Genomic DNA, 15,611 nt, shown 5'->3' with positions numbered 1-15,611 from the left:
ACCTCTACCCTTCGAACCCGGCTTTTGCGATCACCTGGATTTCAACCGTCACCTGGTCGCCCAGCCCGATCGCGCCGGCCTTTCTGACGGCGGCCTTCAGCGGCAGCAGATAGCCGTCATTGCGGGGAAACAGCGATGTCGTGAAGGCGCTGCCGTTCACGACCGCGCGAACCGGCACCACGCCCCAGCCATAACTCGCGATCCGGGCCGCATAGCGCATCTCACCCACCCGATCGTCCGGCACGGCAACGAAAAAGAACGGAGCCGGACCGCGCCATTCGATCACCGCACCAACAAAGGCGATGTGCGCGATCGGTGCGTTGCCGGATTGCATGGGGGCACCCTATCGCAATTCCGATCCGGGCGACAGTCGGGCCTAGGCTGGAGAAAATGCTGTCGTCATCCCCGCGCCCCGTCATTCCGGCGCCCCGTCATCCCAGCGAAAGCTGGGATCGCCATCGGCCACTGCAGACGGTTAAACGTCTGCTTCCTTCTTGGCCAAACTCCGCAACAGCAACCAAGCAAGAAAAAACGGAATCAGAGACAATATAGAACCAAAGAATAATCCTAGGAAAAATCCCTTCCAGTCATGATTGATGAAACGAATATGATGGAAAAATTGGTAAAAAATCCACAACAACGCACAAATAAATATCGACCGATCAACCTTCTCCAAAGACCCGCGCCCCCTGAAAAATATAGCAGAGACTATCTTTGAAGCCATTGATACGAGAAACACATACCACAATGTCTTTAAAATCAATAGTATCACAAAAAATAATGCCATCAACCCCACCCCCTGACATCAATCGTCAGCATGTCATCGGTGAATATGATTAAGACATTTCAAAATTGCTCACAGGTTTTCGTGAGAATGATGATGCTCTTGAACTCAGCGAATTTCCGGATGTTTTGAGGCTTTCGATCGCGAAAACCAAAAGGCAGCCCGCGTCGGCGTATTCGATGTCCACTTATCCGCATCCCCGATAACAAGGACAAGCTTGTCCGGTTTCTTGAACCAGAATTGCGAAATTACACGATTTTAATCCGAAACCGGCCGTCGGGAAGTCTGACGTTGCGGGTGGGCTTCGACAAGCTCAGCCTGAGCGGGGCGGAGTTAAAACCCGGCAAGCCTGAACATGGTCCGCCCCCCACAACCGCCGCCCGTCAGGCCAACTCGCCCGTTCCTCAACCACCACCGCTCAGCCACCTTTCGCCGGCTCCAGATCGCCCGCCAATGTCGGAAGCAGTTCGGAAACCGTCGGATGGATCGGCACCGCCCATTGCAGCGTGTCGATCGTGGCGCCGGCGTTCATCATGTCCAGCACGCCGCTGATGGCCTCGTCCCCGCTGGTTCCGAGAATGGCGGATCCCAGAATTTCGCGGGTATCGGCGTCGGCCACCATTTTCATGAAGCCGAGAGTCTCGGCTTTCTCCACCGCGCGGCCGACATTCGCCATCGCGCGCCGGGAAACGAGCAGCGGCCTGCCGCTGGCGCGGGCCTGCGTCTCCGTCATCCCCACCCGCCCAAGCGGCGGATCGATATAGAGGGCATAGCCCAAAATGCGGTCGCTCACGCGCCGGCTTCCGCCGTCCAGCAGGTTGGCCGCGACGATCTCGTAATCATTCCAGGCCGTGTGGGTAAATGCCCCTTTCCCGTTGCAGTCGCCCAGCGCCCAGACGCCTTCCGCGCTGGTGGCGAGCCCATCGTCCACCACGATATAGCCGCGCCCGTCGGTGGCGATGCCTGCCTTGTCCAGCCCCAGATCGTCGGTATTGGGCCGTCTTCCGGTCGCCAGCAGCACATGGCTGCCAAGGACTGTCGGCGCACCCTGACTGCAGTCCACGGCCACCGAAACGCCGCCGGCATCGCGGGCGAGGCTGATGCAGGTTGCCGATGTGCGCACCGCGATGCCTTCGGCTTCGAGGATCCTGCGGATTTCCTCCGAGACATCCTCGTCCTCGCGGGCGATCAGGCGGGGGCCCATTTCCACGATCGTCACTTCGCTGCCGAACCGCCGGAACATCTGCGCGAATTCAAGACCGATGTAGCTACCGCCGACGACCACAAGATGCGCGGGCAGGCTGTCCATGCCGATAAGGTCCGCGTTCGTCAGGAACGGCACGTCGTGGACGCCGGGAAGGTCAGGGATCGCCGGGCGGCCGCCGACATTGAGAAATATCCGGGGCGCCGAAAGCAACCGGTCCTCTACCCCGATCACGCCCGGCCCTTCGAACCGTGCATGTCCGCGAATGAGAGTGAGGCCCGGCATCCCCGCGATCCAGCGCTCGTTGCCATGGCGCGAATCCAGGATCACCTTGCGTGCCCGCTCGGCAACCCGTGCCATGTCTACGGATACGGCCCCGGTGTTCACGCCAAGCTCAGCGCCCCGGCGGGCAAGGTGCGCTGCATAGGCGCTGGCAACCATCGTCTTGGTGGGCTTGCAACCCGTGTTGACGCAGGTGCCGCCGACATCCCGCCGCTCGACAAGGGCAACGGTCATGCCGGCCTGGGTCAGGCGACCCGCGAGCGCCGGCCCCGCCTGACCGGCACCCACGATGATGGCGTCATAGCGTTCGGTCATGCCGGCCCATGATGATGACTGCCTGATGATGACTGCACAAGCCTTCTTACCACGACAACGGGATCGGCCAAGGTCAGAACGCTGGCCCTGTCCTGCTCTCCCGATCAGGCCGCGCTGGCCAGCCGCCTCGGCCGCGCAGGAGGCCGCAGGGTCAGGCGATTGAACAGGCGGCGTTTGAGCGACTGCGGCGGCAGCATTTCCATGTCGCGCTCCCACAAAGTGCCGTTGAACGAGGCATCGCGCGAAAGGGCCAGTTCCACCCCCCATTGCGCCGCCACTTCGGGCAGGAGGCCGTCGACGATGCCCATTCGCGTCCGCAGCGCGCCGGGGGCCCAGTCGCTGATCACGATGCCGGGGAAACGATCGGCCAGATCGGCCACCAGCGCGCGCGTCAGCAGCCGCGATGCGCCTTTGGATACCGAATAGGCACTGCTGGCCGGCAGCGGCGCGATATCGGCGAAAGAGGTGACGTTGATGATCCTGCCGCTGCCGCGCGTCACCATGTCATCCAGCGCGAGGCGGCAGCAGGCCGCCATGCCGCCGAAATTGACGGCCAGGGTGTGCTGGAAGCTCTCTATGCTCTCGTCCAGAAAGTCGCGGCGGGGATAGACGGCGGCATTGTTGATCAGGATCGCGATCGCGCCCAGATCGCGGATCGCGGCGAACGTCCGCCGCAGCGCGTCGATATCGGCAACGTCGCAGGCGATCGGATGATAGCGGCCCGGTCCGGCCGCAAGCGCGCCGGTTTCGCCCAGGCTCTGCGCGCAGGGACCAAGGCCGACGACATCATGCCCCCCGGCCAGCAGCCTGAGCGTCAGCGCGCGGCCAAGCCCGCGTCCCGCGCCGGTCACGACGGCCAATTCCGATGTGCTCATGCCGCCACCCCCACTCGTGCCACCATGCCATCGGCCACGCGCAGCGCGTTGGCGGCGATTGTCAGGCTGGGGTTCACCCCCATCGAGGTGGGCATGAAAGAGGCATCCGCCACCCACAGATTGCGCATGCCGTGGACCCGGCAGTCCCGGTCCACAACGCTGGTCGCGGGATCGCGTCCCATGCGCAAGGTGCCGCAGGGGTGCCCGAAATTGAGTTCCGGCTGGTGCGTCAGAAACGCCATGCGCTGCCCCTTGTGGCTGGTGCGGATCAGCCGCCGGAACTGCTGGCGGCGGCGGTGCAGTTCGGGTGTGAAGCGATAGTCGATGACGATGTCGTCGGGGCGTTCGGGATCGCGGTGCACGCGGTTTTCCGCATAGGGCATGTCCTCCATCAGCCCGACGAAGACTTTCGCCTGCCCCAGCGCGCGCGCCGTGATCGCGGCGGGAATGCGGACGAGCTGGTCGGCGCCGGGCACCCGGCGCAAGGCGGACCGGGCGAGGCGCTGGCGCAAGTAGTGCAGGATCTCCCCCTCTCCGGCGTTGAGGCCCATGGCCTGAACCATGCCGAAACGCTCGCCCGCCACGAAATAGAGATCGCGATAGCCGACCGACTTGGCCGCTTCGGCATATCGCTCCGCGCGCCGGGGCCAGAGCGCAAACATCTCGTTCAGGTGGAACATCAGGTTGCGCCCCACTTGCCCGGCGCGGTTGCCAAGCCCGTCCTGCCATCGCTCGCCGCGCGAATTGAGCAACAGGCGGGGGGAAGAAAGCGCCCCTGCCGCCAGAACCACCCGGTCTGCGGAAAAGCGCAGGACCGCGCCTTCGCGGCGTGCCTCGACGATCCGCACCGCATCGTCTTCGGTATTAAGGGCGGTCACGTCGCAGCGATCGACAAGGGCGGCGCGTCCCGTGGCCAGCGCGGGTTCGACCCCGGCGGAGCGCCCGTCCATCTTGCACACGCGCGGGCATTTCCGGCCAAGGCAGTTGCCGCAGCCCTCCCCCCCGCGCACGGCGCTGTGAAGCTGGTAGGGATGCAGGCCCGCATGGCGCATCCGGTCCATGATCCGCACATCGCCTGCCGCGATGGCGGGCCCGGCCCGCAGCGCCGGGCTGGGATGGCGGGCCAGCGGATCGGCCTCCCCCGAGACCGAGAACAGCGCCTGCGCCTGATCGTACCACGGCAGCATCTCTGCAAAGCTGACCGGCCAGCCCTGCGTCGGGTGCGGCCGCTCCGCGCTGTGGTCCAGGTCATGCGGTTCGGGCCGTTCCAAAGTCGCCGCATAGAACACCGAAGACCCGCCCACCCCGGCGCCGATCGGCGGATGGAAGGAGTGTTCCCGCTCGCCCGGCGTGTCGCCCATCCGCACGCGGATCGGATCGGGCCAGGCGCCGCGGGTCAGCCGCGCCACCGGATCGGAAATTTCCGCGCCGGACAGCGCGTTCTCCTCACGCCGGTGGCCCGCGCGCCCCTTTTCCAGAAACAGGACCGAGAGGCCGCGCTCCGCCAGCCGCCTGCCCACCGTGCCGCCGCCGACGCCGGTGCCGATGACGATGACGTCCCAGTGCCGCTGGACAAGATCGTCGATCATGTGCGCTTCCCTGCCCGATCGCCCGACAGGAACGGCAGGAACAGGTCCCGCAATGCCACCGCGCCGGCGTACGTCATGTGGTTGTTGTCGAAATAGAGCGAGACGCCCCGCTGCATCCCGCTGCACTGCGCGGCGCAGAGGCGCGGCCAGGGATCGATCAGGCGCACGCTGCCCGCCGCCACCAGCGGATCGATCGCATCCTCGGCCAGACGCTGGCGCGCCAGCGCATCGGGCAGCGACACCGTGGCAAGCCGGCGTGCCTGTTCGGCGGTGAGCCGCCCATGCGCCATTTCCCGCGCGACGATGGGGCTGCTGTAGTAGGGCAGCTCGGGAACCTGCCGCAGCAGGAAAACCTGATAGCCGTCCCGCGCCAGTTCGCTGATGGTCATGCGCAGCGCCGCCCCGAATAGCGCGCCCTGCGCCTCACCCCCACCCTGCGGCAAACCGGAACCGTCGACGGGTGAGAGCCGGATCACGTTGTTGGCATCGCGCCCCACGCCGATCCCGTCGGCGTAATAGCTCCAGCGGCCCACCAGCAGCAGCCGCTTGACCGAAGGAAAATGCCGCAAGGCGTCGCGGATGCGCAGATTGTCGGTCAGGCAGGCGCGGTCTTCGTCGGGCGTTGCGGCGCTTTCCTGCTTGGCGACGCCGAACAGCGGCGGACATCCCGCATGCCAGATGATCACGCCGGGGCTTTTCGCCTCGCGCGCGGCCAGCGCCAGCCCGTCCATCTGCGCGCGCAAGTGGCTGTCTCCCCAGATCAGCACTTGCGGCGGCCCTTCCGGCCCGATGGCGCACGTGGTGATGCCGGCAAGCGGCCCCTCGGCCGACTGGCTGCAGCGGCTGGTATCCTGAAGGAACCCGCTCGATGCCGTTATGTGCACGCGCGTATCGGGGCTGAACCGGTCGGTCAGGCCATTGCCGCTCCAGATCACGAAGCCCAGCGCCACGGCCAACCCGCCCGCCAGCGCCATTCCGCCCAGCAGCTTCACCGGGCGGGGATGCGGCCCGCGCCGGAACGGTTGCTCGACGAAACGCCAGCTGAGCACCGAGAGGGCGAAGACCAGCGCCAGCCACGCCGCGCTTTCGCCGGGCGATCGATAGCCGTCGCGCCAATAGCGGGACAGGATCAGCACCGGCCAGTGCCAGAGATAGAGCGAATAGGAAATCACCCCGATGAACGCCAACGCCGGGTTGGCCAGCACCGCGGCGACCCGGTTGCGGCCCTCACCCCCCGTTCCGACAAGCAGGGCGCAAGTTCCCACGACCGGGAGCACGGCCTGCCACCCCGGAAAACCGGCGCTGCGAACCACCGCAATCGAAACCAGCACCAGCGCCAGCCCCGCCCCGGACAGCGAAAGAGCCAGCGCCGGGGTGAGGCGCGCGCGCAGCTTCAGCCCCGGATGCCGGAGCGCCAAGGCCACCAGCACGCCCGACAAAAGCTCCCAGGCGCGGTAGGGAAAGAGATAGAACGTGGCCGTGGGATGCGCCGGCGTCAGCAGCACGCAAGCGGCCAACGACAGGGCCCACAGCAGGCCGACACAGACGGCGATCGCCCCGCCGTTCCGGCGCAGCGCCGCCACCAGCATCAGGCACAGCGGCAGGAACACATAGAACTGCTCCTCCACGGAGAGCGACCATGTGTGCAGCAGCACGCGGTTCTCCGCGCCGATGTCGAAGTATCCCGCCTCGCGGTAGAACAACACGTTGGAGGCCCAGACGCTCGACGCGATCAGTTCCTTTCCGAAATTGCGGTATTCGAAGGGCAGCAGCACGAACCAGCCGACGATCCAGCAGCAGAAGGCCATTGCGAAGAAGGCGGGCGCCAACCGGCGGATGCGGCGCATGTAGAAGGCGACAAGGTCGATCCTGCCGCTCTGCGCCAGTTCGTCCACCAGCAGGCCGCCGATCAGATAGCCGGAGATCACGAAGAACACATCGACGCCGACGAACCCGCCCCGAAGGCCCGGCACGGAAAAGTGGAAAAGCACCACGGCCAGCACGGCGATCGCGCGCATCCCGTCGATTTCCCGGCGATAGGCAAGATGCCGCCCGCTCGCCGCCGCGCCGTCCCTGCCCGGACGCGCCGCACGCCACACGGATCCGGGAGCGGTACTGGAAACCTCGGGACAGACGGCTTGGCCCATGGACGGCATCACTCACGTTCGCGGCGGCTGCGAGCCACTGGCTCCCGCGAACTATACCGGCAGGCGGTTCGCCAACGTCATTTCTAAAACTGCCGTGTCGTTTTTCCGGATATACCGAATTGCCCTTTGATTTCCGCCGGACTTGGCGACCGGGAAGCCGGCCTAGTTAATTGGCTTTGCGAGAGGGGCGCACGATCATCACAACGAGCGGCAACAGAACAACCAGGCCAAGAACCACAGTCAGGGTTTTTATAACTCGGTATGCCACCGCCATGTGATCGACAGTGAACACGCTGTCATTGAAATTCAGCGCCGAGTTCGACGGATTTTCAGCTTCATAGGCGATAGGGACGGTGTGATTCCTCCTGGCCCAGGAAACGCGCGGATCATCTGATCTGCTGTCGCTGCCCAGATCGCCATAGCCGATCACAGGCGGCGTTCCGGGCGCGCTATTGCCGGGCACGAATTCATATTCCGCGCTGATGCGGCAGTTTCGCTTGCCGCAACTGCTCTCATAGATATCCAGAACCCGCGCAACCGCGCGCGTGCCATGCTGCTGGATGTGCGTCAGCGCCTTGCCCTCGATCAATTCATGCACGGAAAGCGCGCCAAATCCGAGCAGCACCAAGACCGCAATCCCCCCGAGAAAGAACCTCCTCGTAAAGGCCTTTTGCTCATCCTCATCCGGCATGTCTTTGGTCTTGTGCTTCATCCACAAGACACCACAGACAAGCATGCTGAACAGCAGGATTATAATACCGGTGGTACCGTGGAAAAGCACGTTTCGGGCAGATGAAGGCTGCACAAAGATCGGTATACCCAATTGGATCAAGGGCAGCAGAACCAGGATGATCGACCCGCGCTTCATCATTCTCTCCGGAACGAAACTCGCCCGGACATTTCTCTATATTTCCTAATAATCGATTACATGCCGCCGCATGCTGAAAGTGCTTTGCCAGTGTGTGCGCCACAATCGGCAATATCGAGAGGTTTTCGCAGTTTCTAAAAGCCGATTAAATTCCTGAAATTTGCCGCGCCAAGGCGCCGCAAGATTTATGTAAAATTAATCCGCCTAATTGTCGCCGCGTTTCCCGACGAAGATCCTCTCTGACCAATAAATAGGATCAGCATGGAAGCCACCCTAACTATATCTGAAACGCCCACGGATGCGATCTTGCGTTCGCTGGCCGCCTTCAAAGCCGAAAACGGCTACCCGGCAGACCCTCGACCGGTTGCCATTCCGCTTTCGGGAGTCCGGCTGAGCTTCGCCTATGGTAGGAAAGTCGGAGGAAAACCAGCGCAGACACTTTGAACCGGCGTCATCCCAGCGAAAGCTGGGATCGGCCTCACAATCGCGTGAGGTCGATGGCGATCCCAGCTTTCGCTGGGATGACGAGGGACTGACACACGCAGCGACGCGGGTGCTCAAAGGGCGTATGCCGCAAGTCATTTTCCCCCTTCAACCTGGCGGAAATCGCAAGATCAAAGGGGAGAGCGGCGTTGCCGGCTCTATTTCGAGTTCCTGTCCAGCGTCTGCCGGGCAGCCTCAGCCAGCTTGCACTCCTTCCCGGTCATCCGGCATTGCTGCTCAAGCGCGTCCACGATCTTCTGTTGCTCTTGCAGAACATAGGCATCGTGCCGGATATCCGGAGACCACATGTTTCTTGCCGGCGATTGGGAATGGGTCGGACGCAGACGGTCGCCGCCTGCCGGACCGGGCGGAGACACTTGAGCCGGGCGGGGAACTGCTAACCCGATCGCAATACCGGCGATCAGGAATGCCGCCGCGATGGCCACTGTTCCGCTGCGGGGGAAGCGCGTCATAGGCAGTTTTCAGTCCTGTCCGTGTCACCAGCGATCGTCGAGCACCGATCATTATGGCGAAACGTCACATCCTGCGATGCGAATGTTCTCCCCGAAAAGGCGTTGGCCAGATTGGGGCCCGATAGGCGGCGCGTCGAACGGGCCCGCTACCGGATCGGATAAGTCGCCAGCTTCACGTGCAGCACTTGCGGGGCGGCGGTGAAGTTGAGGCCCCAGTCCACCTGATCGCCGTTCCACACGCGCTGGAACTGCCACTTGCCTGCCGCATCGTAAGTGCCCTCCTCCACGCGGTCGAGGATCAGGTTGGCGGCTTTGGGGTCAGCTAGCGCGAACTCAACGCGGGCGAAGTAGCCGGTGACGAGGTATTCGTCCGGGCCGATCTGCGCGATGGCGACGCCGCCGGTGGGCTTGGCATTGCCCTTGGGATCGGTGGGGCCGAAGTCTCCGTTGCCGAAATTGGCGGTGGCGACGTACTTGCCCAGCGGGATCACCTGCTTGTGGCCATCGGCGGGGTCTTCGGGCTCGGACGCGCCCCAGACTTTGCCTTCGAAGGCCAGCTTTGCCCAGACGCGCGTCATCGGTGCGAACAGGGCGTAGTTGGCCGCGAACGGTGCGACTGCCTCGTCATCCAGCTTCGATGCCAGCGGCAGGCTGGGGCGATAGCGCAGCGGGTCGATGCCGAAGGGCGACCAGCCGATCGCGCCCTTGCCCAGCGCCGCGAAGAAGTGCCGCGCATATTCGGGCGCGTGGCCGGTCTCTGGCACGAACAGCGGATTGTCCGCGCGGCGATAGGCGTCGAGGAAGCCGAGATAGGCCTTGTGCTTCGGGTTGTAGATGTCCGGCGCCACCAGATCGAGGTGCGGGGCGGCGGCCTTGTAGACGTCGATCACGGTATTGGCCGGGCCGCCGCTCGCGTAAGTGTTCGGGTCCTGCCAGGTGAAGGGGTCGTTCGGCAGCGCGGCGTTGACGTACATCGGCAGCGGCTTCACCGCCTTGCCCGCCGCCGCCACTTTGTCGATGTAGCTGGCGACCTGCCAGGCGTGGAAATAGAGTTCGGCATCGCGGCCGAACAGCGCGCTCCAGTTGCCGGCGGGTTTGCCGAGGCGCTTGCGCAATTCTTCGGGCACGGGCGCGGCGAAGGCGGCATTGGCTTCGGGGGAATGATCGCGGGCGAGGCCGTAGGATCCGGCCTCGTTCTCCACCTGCATCATGATGACGGTGTTCTGCCGGTCCACTTCGGCCAGATGCGTCATCAGCGCGGCAAAGGCCTTGCTGTCCGCCGCCAGGGTCGCCTTGCCGAAGGGGGATAGGGCGTAATGCAGGGTGCCGTCCGCACGGCGCATGCGCGGGAAGCGGGCGTTGTCCAGCTTCACCCAGCGCGGGGTATATTGCGGGTTGGTGTTCTTCCAGGTGCCGAACCACAGCAGCACCAGCCGCACATTTTGCGCACGCGCCTGTTCGAGCAACTGGTCGACGAACGTGAAATCGAAGCGGCCTTCCTCGGGCTCGATCTGCTCCCAGCCGATCGGCACTTCCACGGTGTTGACGTGCATCGCCGCCATCATGGGCCAGACTTTGGGCAGCGTCGCCGGCCATGCGCTGGAGTTGTTGATCTGCGCACCCAGCATCAGGAAGGGAGCGCTATCAACGATCAGCGCATGACGGCCATCGCGGGTGACGATACGGGGCACCTCGTCGGATGCAGCCGACGCCGGTAATGGAGCAGCAGCAAGCGCGGCGCTAAAGGCGGTGAGGGTCTTCCAGGTGCCTCTCATGTCGCGTTAGGTTCCTTTAAGGTGCGTTTAGGTTCAGGCCACACCGCGACCTTCGATCTTCACCACCGGCACCGTGCCGAGCCCTTGCGGCAGGTCGATTTCCATCGCCTCCGCCCCCTGCCGGAACGGCAGCGCGCCGCCGCCGAGCAGCGTGACTTTTGCCACCTGTCCCTTGCCTGCTTGCGCCATCGCGCGGCGCCCCAGCGCCTTTACCGAGAGCGGCTTCTGCGGCGCTGCCAGCGCGAACATGTAGAGCGCACCGTCCTTGACGGTGAAGCGCACGTCGCCCTCGACAAAGCCCTTGAATCCGCCCTCGTTCTGCATCCCGACCGAGAGCACTGTCGGCCCCTCGCCATACACATGCCAGGGGCGCGATCCGAACACGGCCTGCCCGTTCACCGCCATCCAGCGGGCAAGATCGTCGAGGATCTTCTCCTCCTCGCTATCGATGGTGCCGTCACCCCGCTGGGGGATCGAGAGCAGCAGGTTGCCGTTCTTCGAAATCACGTCGGCCAGCCGCTGGAGCACGCCCTGCGCGCCGACATAGCTTTTCTGCGTGAAGCGGTTCCGATTGTAGAACCAGTCGCCGATGCAGGTGTCGGTCTGCCAGGGTTCGTCCCAGAGATGGTCGGTAAAGCCGCGCTCCACGTCCTGCACCAGCCCAAAGCGGGCGTAGGACTTCAGCTGCTTGGCGGTCAGCACCACGTCGATCTTGCCGTGCCATTCGATCGAGCGGTTGTAGTAGTCCGCCGCCGCCGCCAGGCCGTACTGGCCGAACGGCAGTTCGTAGTTGTCGAAATAGCAGAAATCCGGGCGATACTTGGCCACGAGGTCCATCTGGCGCAGCAGCCACTGGCGCGCGAACGTCTCGTCCCCCGGCGGCGCGGTTTCGATCCACTGGCCGTCGTTCTTGTCGTGCCATTCGTTCATCGCCGCGATGGAATCGATGCCGTCAGGGGCGACCATGTGCGGGCCGGTATAGAGTTCCTGCGGGTCCAGCCCATCCCACCACTTGCCTGCGCCATCGGCCTTGGTGAGGCGGTAGGCGTCGTAGCGCTCGCCCTTGCGCGGGCCTTCGGGATCGTAGGCATAGGCCGGCTGATACCAGTGCCAGGCATGCGAGATATGGTTGGAAACGCCGAACTTCAGCCCTGCCGCGCGCGCGGCCTTCTCCCAGGTGCCGACGACATCGCGGCCCGGCCCCACGCGCTGCGAATTCCAGGCGTGGTGCGAACTGTCGAAACAGTCGAGGTTGTCGTGATGGCAGGCGAGCGAGACGAAGTACTTCGCACCCGCCTTCACATAGCGCTGCATCAGCGCTTCCGGATCCCAGGCTTCCGCCTTCCAGCGGTTCTGGATCTCCATCATGCCGGTATCGGCCGGGTGGCCGTAAGTCTTCAGGTGATGTTCGTACATCGGATGCCCCTGCATGTAGAGGAAGCGTCCGTACCAATCGCCCTGCTCGGGCACCGCCTGCGGGCCCCAGTGCGACCAGATGCCGAACTTGGCATCGCGGAACCAGTCGGGATAGCGATAGTGCTCGACCAGCGAGGCCCAGCTGGCCTGAACCGGGCCGGCAGCCGCGCCGGTCGAGGCAGCAGCGGCGGCAAGCGGCCGCGCAGAAGCCCCTGCGGCAAGTGCGCCCGCCAGAAAGCGGCGACGATCCGGCCTCAGCCCCTTCACGGGTTGCACCTGCTGCGAAGGATTGCGCCGACCATCGTGTAAAACCCTCTCCTGATCCCGTTGAAATCTTGCCTGGCCGTTGTTTGGAAAATGCCCGGATGGGCATTTTCGGCGCGGTACCGGCCCACTCCCCCGCCCGACCACCCATCAAGGTACGCTCGTGGGTGGTCGGGTGGGGGCGTGGGCCGGTGCCGCAAAATTCGCCTTCAGCGAATTTTCAAACAAACCCTCAGCGCTTGGGGCGCTTCACTTGCAGCGCCTTGCCGGTCCAGCGCACTTCGCTGTCGAAGCTGTTCTGGTCGGTGACGGCGGTGCCGGGGACGATCCACTTGATCCGCACGGTGCGGGTCTGCGGCATGCCGGCATAGCCCTTGCCCTCACGCGCGCCGATGGAGACGGTGCCGGTGGCATCGTCATAGCGCACGGGCATGCGTTCCCACGCGCCGATGCGGTACTGTTCCGAACGGCCATCGTCGTTGTAGACCGAGAAGGAACCGTCCGCGCCGGTGTAGATGACCAGCGTGATCGGGGCGTCGGGCTTCTCGTCGGTGTACTGCATCACCGGGCCCATCGGCACGATCGAGCCTGCTCGCACGAACAGCGGCATGCGTTCGGCCGGGGCCGAAACCGTGGCGCTGGTCCCGCCCTGATAGGCCTTGCCGCTGGCGAAGTCGTACCAGGTCAGGCCCGCATCGCCGGGGAAATAGACCTCACGCTCGCGCGCCTTGTAGGTCGTGACCGGGGCGACCAGGAAGGCCTTGCCGAACAGGAACTGGTCGTTCGCCTTGCGGGCCTTCGCATCGCTGGGGAAGTCCATCACGAGGCCGCGCATGATCGAACCGTCGTTCTGGTACGTGTCCGCGCCCAGCGTGTAGATGTAGGGCATCAGGCGGTAACGCAGTTCGTCATACCACACCATCGAGGCGCGCATGGGCGAACCTTCGGGCGAGATTTCGTAGATCTCGCGCCAGGGCTGCTCGCCATGGCTGCGGAACAGCGGGCTGAACGCGCCGAACTGGAACCAGCGCAAGTTCAGTTCGCGCCACTCGTCGAGGTCCTCCGCCTTGGGCTTTTCGGCGGCAAAGCGCGGTTCGACCGAGAAGCCGCCGATGTCATGCGTCCAGTTGGGCAGGCCCGACATCGCGGTGTTCACGCCCGCAGAGATCTGCGCGTGCAGATCGTACCAGCGCGTCGCCACGTCGCCCGACCACACCGCCGCGCCATAGCGCTGGAGACCGCCGAAGCCCGAACGGGTCAGCAGGAACGGGCGCACGTCCGGCTTGAAGGCGCGCCAGCCGTCGAAGAACGACCGCGCATTCATCAGCGGGTAGGAGTTGAAGAACTCCGTGGCCGGCCCCATCGCCGTCGGGCCCATGGTGTCGATGCGCTTTTCGATCGACAGGTTCGAATGCATGTCGGGCTCGCTGGCGTCCGCCCACCAGGCGTCGAAGCCGAACTTGGCGATGCGGTCTTCCACCTGGCGCCAGAAGATCTGGCGGCCCTTGGCTGAATAGGGGTCATAGAAGGTGTTGGCAAAGCCCGGGCCGACCCAGTCCTTGTTCCCCTGGCGCAGATTGCCGTGATAGATCGCGCCGGCCGCATCCAGTTCCTTGAACGTGTCGGTGGTCGGATAGAACTTCGGCCAGACGGAGATCATGATGTTGGCATGATCGCCGTGAACCGTGCTGACCATCGCTTCCGGATCGGGGAAGCGGCTGGGATCGAACTTGTGGCTGCCCCAGGAATCGTCGGTCCAGTAGCGCCAGTCGAGCACGATGTTGTCCAGCGGGTACTGGCGCTTGCGGTATTCCTGCACAACGCCGGTCAGTTCCTTCGCGGTGTCATAGCGCTGGCGGGACTGCCAGAAGCCGTAGACCCACTTGGGCATCATTTCCGACTTGCCGGTCAGCTGGCGATAGCCCGCCACCGCGCCGTCCATGTCGCCACCGGCGATGAACCAGTAATCCTTGTCACGCGCGACTTCGCTGGTGAACCACACCGAATGGCGGTCCGCCTCAGGCAGCGGATCGTTGTGGAGCAGCGCCATGTAGCCGGCGTTCGGATCCCATTCGATGCGGATGTGCGCGGGCTTGCCCGCCGTCATCGGCACTTCGAAATTGGCGTACCAGGGGTTCCAGTTCTGGCGCCAGCGGTCCAGCTTCAGCTCACCGTCGACATAGACCTTGTAATAGCTGGAACCGTAAAGTTCGAACTTGTGCGTGCCGGTCTTGTCGGGCTGAAGATCGCCTTCCCACACCACCTTCTGCGTCTGCACGGCGTTGCCGGCAGTATTCTGGCCCTGCTCCGACGCGACGGTCTTGGCCTTGGCCGCTTCCGGCCACTTCGCCTGATCGTCCAGATACTGATAGTCGATCGTCGTTTCCTGGCGTTCCACCGCCAGCTTGTCGTCAAGGTAATAGCGCGCGGTGAAGCCGGGCTTGCCGCCGCTCGTCACCTTCATGCCCGTCTTGTCGCCAACCAGCGTGTAGGGCGCCGGGTTGCCGAAGCGGGTGATGCTCTCGTTATCCCAGAGCAGGCCGTAGCCCTTGCTGGAAACGACGAAAGGAATGCCGATGTCCATGTTGTGCTGGGCGAGCTGCACGTCCTCGCCATTGTAGTCCATCACCGCCTGCTGGTGCTGGCCAAGGCCGTAGATGCCTTCGCTGGTGCCGCGGTTGAACTGCTGCGAAACGGTGACGTAGGGGGTGCCGTCCGCCTTGGTCTGGGTGAAGACGGTGGAGGCCGCCTCGCCCAGCAGTTCCTTGCCCGCCGCGTCCAGGAAACGCACCTGCCCGCTGGCAAGGTCGATGTCGGCGGTTGCCTTCGCCGCCTTGACCTGCACGTGGCCGCCGGTCTGGCTGACCGTGTACTTGCCCGCTGCCGGGGGATTGGGCGCCATCAGGCTGGCGCTGGCGGCCGGGGCCTGAAGGCCGCGCGGATGGGCAACGACGTGGAAGATGCCGTCACCGTGCAGCGTCACTTCGACGCGGTCCGAAGGGCCGCTCTGCGGCGTGACCGCCACGCCGCCGGGCACGTTCTCCACGCCGCCGTCGGCAGCCAGTGCCATGGCCGGCATCAGCGCAATGGCGGAGCCCGCCAGCAGGGTTGCTATCGTGAATTGCTTCATGTCGTG

10 protein-coding genes are annotated in these 15,611 nt (G+C 64.4%); all 10 read right to left on the bottom strand.

The window, feature by feature from the left end; translation table 11 throughout:
* Positions 1-4 precede the first annotated feature (4 nt).
* The 10 genes from ACZ1JC_RS06185 to ACZ1JC_RS06140 all read right to left on the bottom strand — a co-directional run bounded on the left by ACZ1JC_RS06185 (position 5) and on the right by ACZ1JC_RS06140 (position 15,605).
* Positions 5-334: a DUF1905 domain-containing protein gene (locus ACZ1JC_RS06185; RefSeq protein WP_465138807.1), complete on the bottom strand. Its 330-nt coding sequence runs from the start codon at positions 332-334 to the stop codon at positions 5-7.
* Between the two features lie 868 nt (positions 335-1,202).
* Complete coding sequence (locus tag ACZ1JC_RS06180; protein WP_465138808.1) at positions 1,203-2,585, bottom strand: FAD-containing oxidoreductase; 1,383 nt, start codon at positions 2,583-2,585, stop codon at positions 1,203-1,205.
* Between the two features lie 104 nt (positions 2,586-2,689).
* Positions 2,690-3,460, bottom strand: coding sequence for an SDR family oxidoreductase (locus tag ACZ1JC_RS06175; RefSeq protein ID WP_465138809.1), 771 nt, complete (start codon positions 3,458-3,460; stop codon positions 2,690-2,692).
* Complete coding sequence (locus tag ACZ1JC_RS06170; RefSeq protein ID WP_465138810.1) at positions 3,457-5,049, bottom strand: GMC oxidoreductase; 1,593 nt, start codon at positions 5,047-5,049, stop codon at positions 3,457-3,459. Before ACZ1JC_RS06170 ends, ACZ1JC_RS06175 begins: the two co-directional genes overlap by 4 nt.
* Positions 5,046-7,067 carry an acyltransferase family protein gene (locus tag ACZ1JC_RS06165; protein ID WP_465138811.1) on the bottom strand — a complete coding sequence of 674 codons (2,022 nt, stop codon included), beginning with the start codon at positions 7,065-7,067 and terminating at the stop codon, positions 5,046-5,048. Before ACZ1JC_RS06165 ends, ACZ1JC_RS06170 begins: the two co-directional genes overlap by 4 nt.
* A gap of 295 nt (positions 7,068-7,362) precedes the next feature.
* A complete protein-coding gene (locus tag ACZ1JC_RS06160; RefSeq protein ID WP_465138812.1) occupies positions 7,363-8,067 on the bottom strand; it encodes a hypothetical protein in 705 nt (234 codons plus the stop codon).
* A gap of 638 nt (positions 8,068-8,705) precedes the next feature.
* The gene (locus ACZ1JC_RS06155) at positions 8,706-9,020 is read right to left on the bottom strand and encodes a hypothetical protein (RefSeq protein WP_465138813.1); all 315 of its coding nucleotides are present in this window, start codon (positions 9,018-9,020) and stop codon (positions 8,706-8,708) included.
* A 146-nt stretch (positions 9,021-9,166) separates the two neighbouring features.
* Positions 9,167-10,795, bottom strand: a complete 1,629-nt coding sequence (locus tag ACZ1JC_RS06150) for a DUF5597 domain-containing protein (RefSeq protein ID WP_465138814.1) — start codon at positions 10,793-10,795, stop codon at positions 9,167-9,169.
* Between the two features lie 33 nt (positions 10,796-10,828).
* The gene (locus tag ACZ1JC_RS06145) at positions 10,829-12,478 is read right to left on the bottom strand and encodes an alpha-L-fucosidase (protein WP_465138815.1); all 1,650 of its coding nucleotides are present in this window, start codon (positions 12,476-12,478) and stop codon (positions 10,829-10,831) included.
* A gap of 229 nt (positions 12,479-12,707) precedes the next feature.
* The gene (locus ACZ1JC_RS06140; protein WP_465138816.1) at positions 12,708-15,605 is read right to left on the bottom strand and encodes a TIM-barrel domain-containing protein; all 2,898 of its coding nucleotides are present in this window, start codon (positions 15,603-15,605) and stop codon (positions 12,708-12,710) included.
* Positions 15,606-15,611: the final 6 nt, after the last annotated feature.

The organism is Sphingomonas sp. BL-S-28 (genome assembly GCF_055521515.1).
This window is presented reverse-complemented; position numbering and strand designations above follow the sequence as displayed.

Bases quoted from the DNA above. Each gene is read 5' to 3' on its own strand.
- ACZ1JC_RS06185 (WP_465138807.1), bottom strand. From the start codon at position 334: ATGCAATCCGGCAACGCACCGATCGCGCACATCGCCTTTGTTGGTGCG.
- ACZ1JC_RS06180 (WP_465138808.1), bottom strand. From the start codon at position 2,585: ATGACCGAACGCTATGACGCCATCATCGTGGGTGCCGGTCAGGCGGGG.
- ACZ1JC_RS06175 (WP_465138809.1), bottom strand. From the start codon at position 3,460: ATGAGCACATCGGAATTGGCCGTCGTGACCGGCGCGGGACGCGGGCTT.
- ACZ1JC_RS06170 (WP_465138810.1), bottom strand. From the start codon at position 5,049: ATGATCGACGATCTTGTCCAGCGGCACTGGGACGTCATCGTCATCGGC.
- ACZ1JC_RS06165 (WP_465138811.1), bottom strand. From the start codon at position 7,067: ATGCGCGCGATCGCCGTGCTGGCCGTGGTGCTTTTCCACTTTTCCGTG.
- ACZ1JC_RS06160 (WP_465138812.1), bottom strand. From the start codon at position 8,067: ATGATGAAGCGCGGGTCGATCATCCTGGTTCTGCTGCCCTTGATCCAA.
- ACZ1JC_RS06155 (WP_465138813.1), bottom strand. From the start codon at position 9,020: ATGACGCGCTTCCCCCGCAGCGGAACAGTGGCCATCGCGGCGGCATTC.
- ACZ1JC_RS06150 (WP_465138814.1), bottom strand. From the start codon at position 10,795: ATGAGAGGCACCTGGAAGACCCTCACCGCCTTTAGCGCCGCGCTTGCT.
- ACZ1JC_RS06140 (WP_465138816.1), bottom strand. From the start codon at position 15,605: ATGAAGCAATTCACGATAGCAACCCTGCTGGCGGGCTCCGCCATTGCG.